Origin of the sequence: Cryptosporangium sp. NPDC048952, from assembly GCF_043197895.1 — a bacterium.
Taxonomy (GTDB): domain Bacteria; phylum Actinomycetota; class Actinomycetes; order Mycobacteriales; family Cryptosporangiaceae; genus Cryptosporangium.
This window is the reverse complement of record NZ_JBICTY010000004.1, coordinates 415295-427721: the sequence shown is the minus strand read 5'-3', so window position 1 is coordinate 427721 and position 12427 is coordinate 415295. Positions and strand designations below refer to the sequence as shown.

17 protein-coding genes are annotated in these 12427 nt (G+C 70.7%); 6 read left to right on the top strand and 11 right to left on the bottom strand.

Annotation, left to right across the window (positions count from 1 at the left end; genetic code table 11):
- Positions 1-38: 38 nt before the first annotated feature.
- Together ACGFY5_RS24545 and ACGFY5_RS24540 are read right to left on the bottom strand one after the other, a co-directional pair.
- A complete protein-coding gene (locus ACGFY5_RS24545; RefSeq protein WP_392723206.1) occupies positions 39-164 on the bottom strand; it encodes a hypothetical protein in 126 nt (41 codons plus the stop codon).
- Positions 161-658 (bottom strand): TetR/AcrR family transcriptional regulator, encoded by a 498-nt coding sequence (locus ACGFY5_RS24540; RefSeq protein WP_392723204.1) that lies wholly within the window; start codon positions 656-658, stop codon positions 161-163. Before ACGFY5_RS24540 ends, ACGFY5_RS24545 begins: the two co-directional genes overlap by 4 nt.
- Before the next feature lie 50 nt (positions 659-708).
- Here ACGFY5_RS24540 and ACGFY5_RS24535 point away from each other — a divergent pair, with 50 nt between their 5' ends.
- The 4 genes from ACGFY5_RS24535 (at position 709) to ACGFY5_RS24520 (ending at position 4892) form a co-directional block, all read left to right on the top strand.
- The gene (locus ACGFY5_RS24535; RefSeq protein ID WP_392723202.1) at positions 709-1734 is read left to right on the top strand and encodes an FAD-dependent monooxygenase; all 1026 of its coding nucleotides are present in this window, start codon (positions 709-711) and stop codon (positions 1732-1734) included.
- Between the two features lie 3 nt (positions 1735-1737).
- Positions 1738-2796, top strand: coding sequence for a sensor histidine kinase (locus tag ACGFY5_RS24530; RefSeq protein ID WP_392723200.1), 1059 nt, complete (start codon positions 1738-1740; stop codon positions 2794-2796).
- Positions 2793-3455: a response regulator gene (locus tag ACGFY5_RS24525; protein ID WP_392723198.1), complete on the top strand. Its 663-nt coding sequence runs from the start codon at positions 2793-2795 to the stop codon at positions 3453-3455. Before ACGFY5_RS24530 ends, ACGFY5_RS24525 begins: the two co-directional genes overlap by 4 nt.
- Before the next feature lie 66 nt (positions 3456-3521).
- The gene (locus ACGFY5_RS24520) at positions 3522-4892 is read left to right on the top strand and encodes a hypothetical protein (protein WP_392723196.1); all 1371 of its coding nucleotides are present in this window, start codon (positions 3522-3524) and stop codon (positions 4890-4892) included.
- Positions 4893-4977: 85 nt separating this feature from the next.
- Here the strand turns inward: ACGFY5_RS24520 and ACGFY5_RS24515 are convergent, their stop codons facing one another.
- Positions 4978-5334: a nuclear transport factor 2 family protein gene (locus ACGFY5_RS24515; RefSeq protein ID WP_392723194.1), complete on the bottom strand. Its 357-nt coding sequence runs from the start codon at positions 5332-5334 to the stop codon at positions 4978-4980.
- 28 nt (positions 5335-5362) lie between these two features.
- Between ACGFY5_RS24515 and ACGFY5_RS24510 the strand changes: the two genes are divergently transcribed.
- Entirely contained in the window at positions 5363-5812 is a 450-nt protein-coding gene (locus ACGFY5_RS24510; RefSeq protein ID WP_392723192.1) for a MarR family winged helix-turn-helix transcriptional regulator, read from the top strand.
- Positions 5813-5849: 37 nt separating this feature from the next.
- On the opposite strand, the gene ACGFY5_RS24505 is transcribed toward ACGFY5_RS24510, so the two are convergent.
- Positions 5850-6590 (bottom strand): phosphotransferase, encoded by a 741-nt coding sequence (locus tag ACGFY5_RS24505; protein WP_392723190.1) that lies wholly within the window; start codon positions 6588-6590, stop codon positions 5850-5852.
- A 44-nt stretch (positions 6591-6634) separates the two neighbouring features.
- Here ACGFY5_RS24505 and ACGFY5_RS24500 point away from each other — a divergent pair, with 44 nt between their 5' ends.
- Entirely contained in the window at positions 6635-7006 is a 372-nt protein-coding gene (locus ACGFY5_RS24500; RefSeq protein ID WP_392723188.1) for a VOC family protein, read from the top strand.
- Between the two features lie 84 nt (positions 7007-7090).
- Here the strand turns inward: ACGFY5_RS24500 and ACGFY5_RS24495 are convergent, their stop codons facing one another.
- The 7 genes from ACGFY5_RS24495 to ACGFY5_RS24465 all read right to left on the bottom strand — a co-directional run bounded on the left by ACGFY5_RS24495 (position 7091) and on the right by ACGFY5_RS24465 (position 12359).
- Positions 7091-8167, bottom strand: a complete 1077-nt coding sequence (locus ACGFY5_RS24495; RefSeq protein WP_392723186.1) for a YihY/virulence factor BrkB family protein — start codon at positions 8165-8167, stop codon at positions 7091-7093.
- 322 nt (positions 8168-8489) lie between these two features.
- Entirely contained in the window at positions 8490-8807 is a 318-nt protein-coding gene (locus ACGFY5_RS24490; protein ID WP_392723184.1) for a GNAT family N-acetyltransferase, read from the bottom strand.
- Entirely contained in the window at positions 8804-9484 is a 681-nt protein-coding gene (locus ACGFY5_RS24485) for an SDR family NAD(P)-dependent oxidoreductase (protein WP_392723182.1), read from the bottom strand. The genes ACGFY5_RS24490 and ACGFY5_RS24485 overlap by 4 nt, the downstream gene beginning before the upstream one ends.
- A 9-nt stretch (positions 9485-9493) precedes the next feature.
- Entirely contained in the window at positions 9494-9880 is a 387-nt protein-coding gene (locus tag ACGFY5_RS24480) for a hypothetical protein (RefSeq protein WP_392723180.1), read from the bottom strand.
- A 54-nt stretch (positions 9881-9934) separates the two neighbouring features.
- Positions 9935-10561 (bottom strand): response regulator, encoded by a 627-nt coding sequence (locus ACGFY5_RS24475; RefSeq protein WP_392723178.1) that lies wholly within the window; start codon positions 10559-10561, stop codon positions 9935-9937.
- A complete protein-coding gene (locus ACGFY5_RS24470; RefSeq protein ID WP_392723176.1) occupies positions 10558-11907 on the bottom strand; it encodes a sensor histidine kinase in 1350 nt (449 codons plus the stop codon). Before ACGFY5_RS24470 ends, ACGFY5_RS24475 begins: the two co-directional genes overlap by 4 nt.
- Before the next feature lie 14 nt (positions 11908-11921).
- The gene (locus ACGFY5_RS24465) at positions 11922-12359 is read right to left on the bottom strand and encodes a hypothetical protein (RefSeq protein WP_392723174.1); all 438 of its coding nucleotides are present in this window, start codon (positions 12357-12359) and stop codon (positions 11922-11924) included.
- Positions 12360-12427 lie beyond the last annotated feature (68 nt).

Here is a 12427-nt window from a genome sequence, read left to right as displayed (position 1 = left end):
CCGTAGCCGCCGATCCCGGGGAAGCCCAGCGCGGCGCCCTAGCCGTCGGGCAGCAGGTGCCCCCGCACCGAGCCGGGCTCCCACGTGCCCGGCACGTCGGCCAGCACGTGCGCGTTGGGCTCCCCGGGCGCCACGGTCCCGTAGACGAAAAGAGTGTCGGTCATGTCCCCACCTCCGCGGCGAACTCGCCGAGCTCGGTGAGCGCCTCGGAGGCGCTCGGCGCGTTCGCCGGATCCACGAGCCACTGCAGCATCAACCCGCTCAACAACGCGAGTGGCACCGACCCGCCGAGCCCTTCCCGCCCTTCCCGCTGCCCCGCCGCGAGATACTCGCGCACCTCGGACGAGCGCTCGGCCTGAACAGCGGCTTCCAACTGCGCCACCCACAGCCGCCGGTGGGTGGTGAACGTGTCGATCAGCGCCTGCCACCGCTCTTCCGGCGACTCCACCGGTACCCGGCGCGCCAACTCCTCGGACAGCTCCCCCACCGCCTCGACCAGAGCCTGCGTGAGCAGCGCGTCCTTGCTGCCGAAGTGGTAGCCGATCGCCGCGTGGTTGACGCCGGCCGCGTCCGCGACGTCCCGCACCGTCGTGTGCGCCCAGCCGCGCTCGATCAGGCACTGCTTGGCGCCCCGGAGCAGGTCCTCCCGATTTCCCATGACAGAAATTTTAATCCATTTGGTTAATCCATATGGATAAACTCTCCGGCATGACAACCTCCGTCCTCATCTCGGGAGCAAGCGTGGCCGGCCCCACGCTCGCCTGGTTCCTCCGTCGGGTCGGCTACGAGGTCACCGTCGTCGAACGTGCGCCGGCGCTCCGGGACAGCGGCTACGCCGTCGACTTCCGCGGCGACGCGCTCGACGTCCTCGCCGAAATGGGCATCCTCGACGAGGTCCGCACCCACGCGACCGGCATGCGCCACACGTCGCTCGTCGACGCGAACGGCACCGAGATCGACCGCTGGGGCGCCGAAGCGTTCGGCGGCGACCTCGAGGTGCCCAAACACGAGCTCACGCGCATCCTGCACCGCATCACCACGGACGACGTCGAGTACCTCTTCGGCGACTCGATCACGACGCTGGACGAGCAGACGGTCCACTTCGAACGCCACGAGACCCGCGACTTCGACCTCGTCATCGGCGCCGACGGCGTCCACTCCACGGTCCGCGAACTCGTGTTCGGCGACGGCCTGAAACACCTCGGCATGTCCGGCGCCGGCTTCAGCACCGACAACGTCCTCGGCCTCGACCTCAACGGCGTCCTCCAACCGGGCAGCGGCACCGCGCTCTACGCGTTCGGCACCGGCGACCGGATGACCGTCAGCCTCTCGTTCGCCACCGCCTCCGCCGCCCTGGACCGCCGGAGCCGCGCCGACCAGGAACACGCGGTCCGCACCGCGTTCGCCGACCACGGCTGGATCGTCCCCGACCTCCTCGACGCGATGAGCACCGCCGACGACTACTACTTCGCCTCCACCTGCCAGGTCGAACTCGACACGTGGCACCGCGGCCGGGTCGCGCTGGTCGGCGACGCCGGCTACTGCGCCGCTCCGACCAGCGGCATGGGCACCTCCCAGGCGCTGATCGGCGCCCGCACCCTGGCCGAACACCTCGCGGACAAAGACCCCGAAGCCGCCTTCCGCGCCTACGAACACCAACTACGTCCATACATCGACGCCAATCACGTCGCCGGACGCGAGGCGGCTGCCATGTTCGGCGCCGGTAGCGTCTGAACCATGGCAGACCGGTACACGGCGCAGTTCCCCCGTCGATTACGGGCGGTGTTCGTCGTCGCGTCAGTGGTCGTGTCGTCGCCGGTGCTGTTCCTGGGGCAGCACGTCGTCCCCGAAGTGCTGTTGATCGCCGTGCAGGCCGCGGCGGTGTGGTGGCTCGCGGTCCGGCCCTTACCGGCCACGGTGGTCACCCTGCTGGCGAGCGCCGGCCTGCAGCTCCTGGTGCCGGCGTTCGGCCCCGGCATCGTGTTCGTGGTGCTGTGCACGTACGCGTGGCTGCGGCCGGCCTCGGAGACACTCTGGATCCTGCCGGCCGCGGCCCTCGCGGTGTGCGGTCCGGCCGCGGTGCACGGCCGCTGGCAGTCCGCCGGGCTGCTCGCGGGTGCGGTGCTCCTGGCCTGGAGCTGGGGCGCGCTGGTGCGGGCCCGCGGGGCGCGGCGGGCCGCAGAACGTCGGCAAGCAGTATTGGAGGAGCGGGCGAGGATCGCCCGTGAGTTGCACGACGTGTTGTCGCATACGGTGTCGGTCATGGTGGTGCAGGCGGCCGCGGCGGACGACGTGTTCGAGCACGACCCGCAGCAGGCGAGGGCGGCGCTGCAGCGCACCGAGCAGGCGGGCCGGGAGGCGCTGGCGGAGCTGCGCTGGTTCCTGCGGTCGGTGCGCGCGGACGACGACGAGACCGGACCGCAGCCGACGCTGGCCGATGTGGACCGGCTCGCGGGCACGATGGGCGAGGCGGGGCTGCGGGTGTCGGTCACGCGCGAGGGGGACGCCGACGTGCCGAGCAGCGTGCAGCTCTCCGCGTACCGGATCGTGCAGGAGGCGCTGACGAACACGCTGCGCCACGCGGCGGCGTCGCACGCAGAGGTGTTGGTGCAGGTCAGCGAGGCGGAGGTCTGTGTGCGGGTTCGGGACGACGGCACCGGTGGGCAGCCGGGCAAGGCCGGGCACGGGCTGCTCGGGATGCGTGAGCGGGCGGCGCTGCTCGGCGGGTCGCTGGCGGCGGGTCCCCGGCCCGAGGGTGGCTTCGAGGTCGACGCCCGGTTGCCGGTGTCCCGGTGATCACGGTGCTGATCGCCGACGACCAAGAGTTGGTGCGGTCGGGCTTCCGGATGATCCTGGACGCCCGCGACGACCTCACCGTCGTCGGTGAGGCCGGTGACGGCGAGGAAGCGATCCGGCTCGCCGCACAGACCCGTCCCGACGTCGTGCTGATGGACGTCCGGATGCCGGGCACCGACGGGATCTCGGCCACCGCCCGGCTCACCGCCGCCGCGGACGCGCCGAAGGTCATCATCCTGACGACCTACGATCTGGAGGAACCGCTGTACGCGGCGCTGCGGGCCGGTGCGAGCGGGTTCCTGCTCAAGGACGTGCGCCCGTCCGATCTGGTCGACGCGATCCGGGTGGTCGCCCGCGGTGAAGCGCTGCTCGCGCCGGCGATGACCCGTCGGCTGCTGGACCGGTTCGTGGCCACCGACGTCACACCGTCGGCGCCGACCGGCAGCCTCCGGACGCTGACCGAACGGGAGCGCGAGGTGCTGGGGTTGCTGGCCCGGGGCTCGTCGAACGCGGAGATCGCCGCCCGGCTCGTGGTTACCGAGGCGACCGTCAAGACGCACGTGTCGGCGATCCTGCGCAAGCTCGGCGTGCGCGACCGGGTGCAGGCGGTCGTGCTGGCCTACGACCTCGGGTTGGTGCGTCCGCGGCCCTCATCCTGAAGTCGTAGACCCAAGACCAGCATCGCGCCGGAGGTGCGCTGACCGGCGAATTCCTAGCGTGGAAGCATGCCGAACAACGCCGTACGCCTCGTCGTGAAACTGCTCGTCGCGAGCCTGTCCGTCAGCGTCGTGTTCGCGGTTCTGACGCTCGTCTTCCTTCCCTCGGACATCACCACGTGGACGCGCTCCGTTCTCGTTCTCCTCGTCGCGATGCTTTACGTCCGGATAGCGCGGCAACTGCTCGCGGGTGTCGCCGGGGCCTATCGGCGGGTGCGGATCCTGTCGGCGCTCGGATTCGTCGCGGTGGCGTGGTTACTGGTGTCGGGCGCCTATCCCGGCTGGCTGCGGGGCGTCCAGGTCGTGCAGTTGGCGCTGTTGGGTGCGCTCATCGTCGCGGTGAACCGGCGGGTCGTGCGGGAGGCGTTCCCCCGGGTGCCCGACACCCGGCCGCGCAACCGCCGGGCCGCGCTGCTGCTGGTCGTGCTCGTCCCACTGGTCGCCGAGCTGAGCATGGGCAACATCCCGCTCTCGATGCTGTGGGTGCTGCCGATCTTCGCGCCGATCTACTCCGGTGGGGCGCTGCTGATCCGCGAGGTCGTGCGCCGCACCGGCGGTGGGCTGGCGAACATGCTGATCCTGGGTGTCGCGTACGGGCTCGTCGAGGAAGGCCTGGTGCTGCAGGGCCTCACCAGCCATCACCTGTACGGGGCGGCCGAGTGGGCGCCGCGGATCCTGGGCGTGAACAGCGCGTACACGGTGCTCAACCTGGTGTACCACCCGGTGTTCAGTATCGTCGTGCCGATCGTGCTGGTGGAGCACTTCTTCGGACGCGGGCTGTACCTGCGCCGCGGTGGGGTGATCGCGTCCGGGGTGGTCGCGGTGCTGGGGGCGTTGGTGCTGCGGGTGGCCGTGCCGCCGACGGAGGATCCTGGGTACACGGTGCCGATGGTCGCGGCGGTGGTGATCGCGGTGCTGGCTGTCGTGGTGATCGTGGCCGGTCTGCGGGTGCGGGTTCCTCGGGGCCGGGTGCTGACACCGCCGCGGGTGCCGGTTGCGGCCGGGATTGCCGGGGTGACCACGTTCGGGTTCTTCATGCTGCTCTGGCCGCTCGGCGACGCGAAACACTCGCTGTTCACCGACGGTGGTTTCTGGGCGCTCGTGGCTGTCATCGCCGCGCTGGCCCTGGTGGCTGCGGCTGCCTACGTGCTGCGCCGGTGGAGCGTCGCCTGGACGCCCGGGCACCTGTTCGGCGTGGCGATCGGGGCGCTGGTCGGCCACACGCTGTTCGCCGTGGTCGGGAACGCCGACACGTGGGCCGACCGGGCGACGCTGCTCGGGATCGCTGCGGTCACTGTCGCGGCCGGATTCACTCGGCGGCGAGCAACTCCGGAATCCGCCGACGTGTCCCCCACCACGCCGGCAGCAACGTCGCGATGAGCAGCAGCACGAGCGGCCCGCCGATCAGCGGCACCGCGGCGTCACCCAAGCTCTCGGGGACTCCGGACGGCGAGTACAGCAACCATCAGTCGGTCAGCAGCAGCGTGTACACGCTGGCGATCACACCGTCGCGCACCAGCGCGATGTCGACCCCGCGAACGACCGGCGGCGCCCCCTCCGGACCGAAGTTCCAGGTGAGGTACCCCAAATCGTTGTTCACGTACGTCGTGCCCGCGGGCGTGAACACGAACCCCGGCGCGCCGTCGAGAATGCCCTGCGCCTTGGCGTCGAGCGCGTCGTGACCGACGACGATCTCGTCGGGATCGGCGAACTTCACGTCGGACGCGTACGTCCGGCGGATCGCCTCCCGACGACGCTCACCGTCACGCTCGTTGAAGACCTCGAGGAGGTTCGCCGTCATGAGTTCCTCGATCGTCGCCACGAGAGGTTCCTTTCGCTAGTTTCACGAGGTGGAAGGACGGCTCAATGCGCTGGAACTGCGGGCCTGGCGGGGTCTGATCGAGACCACCGCGCTGCTGCGATACCGCTCCGACCGTCTGCTGATGGCCGATTCCGGCCTGTCGGGCAGCGACTATCCGATCCTGGTGACGCTGCACGAGCGCGGCGACGAGCCGGTGCGTTCGGTCGAGCTCGCGGGCCTGATCGGCTGGGAGCAGAGCCGGCTCTCGCACCACCTGGCACGGATGGAGCGCCGCGGGCTGATCCGATGTCAGACGCACCGCGCCGACAGCCGCGGGTCAGAGGTGCACCTCACCGCCGAGGGACGAGCCACCTGTCTCGACGCGGCCACCGCGCATTCGCAGCCCGTCCGGACACTCTTCGCTGACGCTCTGGACGGACCGCAACTGGAGGCGCTCGCCGACGCGATGGAGACCCTGCGGCGGCACCTCGAGGACTAGAGCCACAGCGTCGAACTTACCTGACGCATCATGCAGTTCACGGCATCAGCGCGCGGAGCCAGACGTTCCCGTGCTGGTCGAGATAGTCGGCGGTGGTGCGCCAGTACTCGCCGTCGGTGACCCAGATCGTGGCCCACGGCTCGTCACCCTGCTCCGCTCCCCGGCGCAGCAGGTCGTACATGGCTCGGGCGCGGCGTACCAGCATGCTGACGAGCGTCGTCCGCTGCGGAAGTTCGAGACCGTAACCGTCGACAAACGTGGCCAGGCGCTCGGCGGCCTCCTCCGGAGAACGGTCCGGGCGTAGGCCGGCCATGCTCTGCGCGGCGTAGGCGAGCTCCCACAGGCGGGAGCCGGGCGCGGCGGCGTCCCAGTCGATCAGCACCCAGCCACGCGGGGACCGGACCAGGTTCCACGGTGCGACGTCGTGGTGGCAGACGAGCTCCTCCCGGTCGGGCGGGATGACGCGGTTCCAGACGGTGGGGCCGGTGAAGTCCGCGACGGCGCGGTGGAAGTCGGCGACGAACGCGCCGATCTCGCGCAGTTCGGGCAGTGAGTACGTGCCCGTGTGATCGCCGAGCGTGCCCGGCACGTACTCGAGCACCTGCCGGTTCTGCTCGTCGCGACCCAGCGGGCGGGGCGCGCCCCGGAAACCGACGCGGTGGAGGTGGGTCAGGAGCGCGTCCACGGAGTCGGTCCACGGGCCGACCGGCCGGCGCACGGTGTCGCCGATGCGGACGATGCCCGATGTCACGCGCCCGGGGAGCGGCTCACCGTCCATGAGTTCCTCCTGATCCCGGCGCTCGGCGAGCCCGGGCCACCCTCATGCTCGCCGTCCCCGACGCCCCTGCCGCCTCCGCGTGGTACCAGCGCGCGCTCGGCGCGACCGAGCTGTGGAGCCGCGGCTCGGTCGTCGGCCTCGATCTGCTGGGCGCCCCGTTCTTCGTCGCGCAGCCCGAGAACAGCGGCTGGGCGAGTCCGGTCGAGCTCGGGACGACGACCGCACGCGTCGAGGTGTTCGCCGACGATCCCGACGCGCTGCTGGAACGCGCCGCCGCGGCCGGGGCCAACTACCACGACCCGGTGCGCGACCACGAGACCCCGTGGGGCCTGCACCGGCAGGGCGGCTTCATCGACCCGTACGGCCACCGCTGGCTCGTCGGCGATCCCACTCCGATCAGCCCTCACGGCTCCTGAACCGCTGCTGGTAGGTCCGCGGGCTGACGCCGAGCCGCGCATCCGCAGCCGGACTTCCGGAACGGCAGCACGCGGGCGTTCGGCCTAATTCGTGCTCAGGCCCCGATCGCTGCCCTTCTTGATCTTGCGGTCGTCGCGCAGCTCGAGGAACGGCTCGTCCGTCGGGTCGTGGCCCGCGGCGATCGCGCGGCCACGCTCGAGCTCGGCGTCGAGTTCCGCGCCCAGCAGGATCGCGATGTTGCTGATCCACATCCAGACGAGGAACGCGATGACGCCGGCCAGCGTGCCGTACGTCTTGTTGTAGCTGGCGAAGTTGGCCAGGTAGAGCGCGAACGCGATCGAGGCCACGATCCACAGCAGCACCGCGAAGATGCCACCGGGGCTGACCCACCGGAACCCACCGGTCTTGGCGTTCGGCGACGCCCAGTACAGGATCGCGAACATCAGGCTGATCAAGACGATCAGCACCGGCCACTTCACGATGCTCCAGGTGGTGACCGCTGCGTCACCGAGCCCGATCAGGTCCCCGACCACTCGCGCGAGGTCACCGGTGAAGATGACGATCGCGGCGGACACGATCAGCATCAGCCCGACGACCGCGGTGACGCCCACCCGGATCGGCAGCGTCTTCCAGATCGGACGCCCCTCGGGGACGTCGTAGACCGCGTTCGAGGCGCGCATGAACGCCGCCACGTACCCGGACGCCGACCAGAACGCGGCGAGAATACCGATGATCGCTGCGATTCCGGCCCCGCCGGAACCGTTGACCTGCGTCAGGACGGTGTCGACGAGTTCCTGCAGCTGCTTGTTCGGCGCGAGCTCGTTGACCGCGTTCGTCACGGTCTCCTTGCCGTCGCTGCCCAGCAGGCCGAGCAGCGAGACGATCACGATCGCGCCCGGGAAGATCGACAGCACGCCGTAGTAGGTCAGCGCGGCCGCCCAGTCCGACAGGTTGTCGCTGGAGAACTGCTTGAATGTCCGCTTCAGCGCCGCGAACAGGCCTTTGCCCTTGAGTTCGGTCGGGCTGTCCGGTCCCGCGGACGGCGGCACCGTCGACAGGTCGTCCGGTGCGTCGTCGCCGGTGCGGGTGGTCGCGGCTGCGTCGACGTCGTAGTCGTCGTCGGTTCTTCCCGCGTTGTCCCGCTGGTTCTTTCCGAACATCGTCCCCTCCGAGGTGTCGCACTGCTTGCTCTGGCGATACCCGGCGAAACGACTCGTGAACGTGCCAACGTGGCCGCATGACAGATGCACTGGCCGGGAAACACCTGGAGGGCTTCGCGCGCCCCCGCCGGTACCCGCCTCGGTACGAAGTTCGCGACCCAGTGCGAGGTGCTCAACCCCGGGCTGTCGGGCCACGGCGCGCCGGGGAACGGGGCGATCGCGGTAGGAGCACGGGCCGTGGTACCGGGCGCCCGGCAGGAGTCCTCCGCCTGTTCATCGACGGTCGCGAGCAGCCCGTTCCAGGGCATACAGGACGAACGACTCACCGTCCAGAGTGCGCGTAGCCCTGCCCCCAGTACCGGTGGTGCAGCACCCAGCCGATCTCCCACCGGTCGCGGCCGTCGACGAACTTGCGCGACAAACCTCCGCGCCCGACGACCGCGCCGGTCACCCGGTCGTACGCCATCCACTTGTGCGCACCGTCGACACGCCATCCAGCAGTCATCCGCGCGACCTCGGACGAGATCTGCTCGCGCGTCCACTCCCCGAACCACTCCGCCACGGCCGGATCCCGGTGGAGCGCCAACAGCTCGTCGACGTGCTCGGGCCGCCCCACCGGCTCCAACCGCAACCGCTTCACATCGACGTCACACCCCGAACCCGGTGACCGACGGCGATCGACTCCCCCGAGATCGCCCCCGCGAGCGGCGACACCAGGAACGCCACCAGATCCGCGATCTGCGCAGGGCTCGACTCCCCCGGCCGACCCACCTCCACCGCGCTCCGCGGTGACGCAGCCACGATCCCCGGGTTGACGGTATTCACCGTGACCCCGGACCCCGCAACGCTATCCGCGAGGTTCGCGGCCGCGATGATCAGCGCCGCGTTCCGCACCGAGCCCGTCACGTTCCCCGTCAGGAACGCGTTCTGTCCGCTCACACCGACGATCCGCCCGAAGCCGGACGCCGTCATGACCGGCAACACCGCATTGGCCAGGCGCAGGAACGACATCGCTTTCGCGTCGACAGCGTCCAGCACCTGCTCCGGATCGGCATGGCGCGAGGCGTCCAGCGTCCGCGCGCTCGGCGCCGCCGCGACGACCAGCCCATCGAGCCGGCCGTGCTGTGCGACCACGCCCTCCACGCCCGCGGTCACCGACCCGGCATCCCGAGCGTCGATCGGCACACCGTCCTCGACGCTCCGAGACGCGGCGATCGCCGTCGCTCCCTCGCCACGGAGCCGTTCGACGACCGCCCGCCCGATGAAGCCGGTCCCACCGACCACCAGCACCACACGCCCCTGCAACCCGAGATCCACGGTCCGAACCTAGACGTACTTCGCCTCCAGGTCGGCGAAGAACGCCTTCGCCAGCGCGAGGAAGTCCGCTTCACGGACGGCGATCGGGTCACCGACCCGAAGCTTCAGCACCGACGTCGACGGGTCGAGCGTGATCGCTTTGTCCGCAGCCATCACACCGCCGTTGCTCAGCAACGACATCGCCACGACACGTACCTCGTTGAGCGTGTCGCCGCCCCTCCGCACCCGGTGCACGAAGTGGTGCTCCAGCCGCAGCACGAGGTTGTTGAAGAACACCGGCTCGAACTCGCGCACGGCCGGAGATCCGTCGAGCGCCCGGAACGCCTGGACCTGCGCGTCGACTTCACGCCGGCAGGCGTCCACGTACTCCTGCGGGTACTTGTTCATCGCCAGCATCGCGCGCCCCTTCGACCGGTCCTGCCAACGTAAGTGCCCCCGGCCGGGCCGCCGCTAATCCTCCGCGGTCAGGTGATCGCGCACCCACAGCGCCGCCGACGTGCGATCACCCACCCCGATGCGCTTGAACGCGTTCCCGAGGTGGACTTTCACCGTGCGTTCGGTGATGCCGAGCGTCCGGCCTATCTGTTTGTTGGCCAGTCCTTTCGCCACCAGCAGCAGCACCTCCCGCTCGCGGGGGCTGAGCGACGCGGCCGGGTCGGGCGCGGCACCGGGGAGCAGCGCGCGGGCCACGCGCGGATCGAGTGGCGCGTCCCCGCGCGCGGCCGCGTGGATGCCGGCCACCAGCTCCCGCGGGTCCGCGTCCTTGAGCAGGTAGCCGGTGGCTCCGGCCGCGAGCGCGTCCTGCACCGAACTGCGGCCCGACGACGACGTCAGCACCAGCACCGTGCTCTCCGGCTGCTCCGCGAGCAATCGGCGCGTGGCCTCGACCCCGTCCATCACCGGCATCGACAGGTCCATCAGCACGACGTCCGGCTTCAACTGCAGCGCGAGTTCGATCGCCCGCGCGCCGTCCTCCGCCTCGCCCACGACGTCGATCTGATCGGCGTCCTCCAAGAGGGACGCGAGCCCCGCGCGGACGAGCGCGTGATCGTCCACCAGAAGCACCCGGACGGTCATATTTTCTTCTCCAACCGCCAACGGGTGCCGCCGCCCGGTCGGGACGCGACAGCGAGCATCGCGCCCGCATTCCGCGCGAGGTCAGCCATGACCCGCAGCCCGAAGTGCCCGTCGGGCACGACCCCCGCCGGGTCGAAACCCACCCCGTCGTCGCTGATCTCCAGCGTGACCGCCCCGGTCACCGCTACCACGACGTGCGACGCGTTCGCGTGCTTCGCCACGTTCCGCAGGCTTTCCTGCGCTACCCGGAACAGCAATGATTCGACGTCAGGCGAGAGCTCGACAGCGGGCTCGACGGTGATCTCGACCGCGGTGCCGCGCTCGCGAAGACCGGTGACCAGGTCCTCCAGCGCGGCGGCGAGCCCGGAGTCGACCAGTGACGGCGGGTAGATGTCGACCAGCAGCGACCGCATGCTGCCGACCCCGGCGCGTACCGTGCCGGCGACCGAGTCCAGCCGCTCGGCGAGCGACTCCGACCCGGGCGTCGACCGGGCCTTCCCGGCGGCCGCGGCGACCGCGAACGCACCCGCGGTCAGGTCCTGGACGACACCGTCGTGCAGCGTCGCGGCGATGCGTCTGCGTTCCTCGTCGGACGCGGCCATCGCCTGTTCGCGCAGCTGTTCACGCTGGAGCGTGGCCCGGCGGACGCGACCGACCAGCGCCCACGTCACCGGCGCCTGGAGCACCAGCATGAGCAGCAGGCTGCTGATCGTGATGCTGGCGAACCCCCGCCACAGCTGGCCGCTGCGGTCGGTGACCGCGTCGTAGCGTGAGTAGGTTTCGAAGAGCAGCGTCGTGCCGCCCGGCGTCCAGACCGGCCGGTACACCTCGAGCAGCTTGCTGTCGCTGCGTTCGTACTGGTTCTCCGGCTCGTCGAGGTCGCTGACGTCGGCCCGGGTGCGCGGGGTTCGAAGGACGGCACGCTCGTCGTCGCCGAGCGGGAACGTCCGGCCGATCAGGCGCGGCTCGTCGGAGTAGACGATCGTGCCCTCGGGCGTCCAGATCTTGGTGCGCACGATCGCGCCCACGAGGACGCCGGGTTCGATGACGCCGCCGAGGCGCTCCCTTGCGGCGGCCGCCGTGGCCGCGTCGGGGGACAGGAGCGCGTCCTCCAGCGCCGGGGTCACCACCGCGCCGGCCAGCAGGTCGGTCACGGTGAGCGCGTCGTTGACCGACTCGGACTCCGCGGCCTGGCGGGCGGCGATCGTGCCGGCCGAGGCCGCGACGCCGAACACCACCAGGACGGCGAGCACCGACTGGACGATGATCCGGCGCCAGGACACCACCCGGTCGGCCCGGGTGGTGCCCCCGGCTGCGGTGAGCACCACCCAGTTGTCGTCGGTCACCGTGCGATCCTTGCTCAGTCGTGGTTCGGGCCGTCGTCCGACCCGCCGCCGTGCCCGCTGTTGCCCGAGCCGCTGTTGCCGCTGCCCTTGCCGCTGCTGTCGTCGTCTCCACCGCGGCCCCGGCGGCCGCCGTGGTCGTCGCCGGCCTCGGCGGTGCGAGTGCTCGAGTGAGTGCTGCTGCTGTGCGGGCTGCTGCTGTGCGTACCCTGGTCGTCGCCCGGCGTGCCCCCGTCGTCGCCCGGCTCGGCCGTGCGTGACGTACGCAGACCGCCCTTGTCGTCGGCCGACGCCGATGGGCGCGGCGTCGCCGAATGGCTGGTCGCCGACGGCGACGGCGCCGTCTTCACAGCGACCTCCCGGCTCAGCGCGCTGTTGCCGGTCACCCCCGCCACCGCCGGAGCCGCTGCCGCCAGAACCGCCACCACACCGAGTGCTACGAACGTCGCCTTCATGAGGTCTCCTCCTCCGCAGGAACTTGCGATGAGACCTTTGTCCGCCACAAGCGGTACCAGCCGACAGC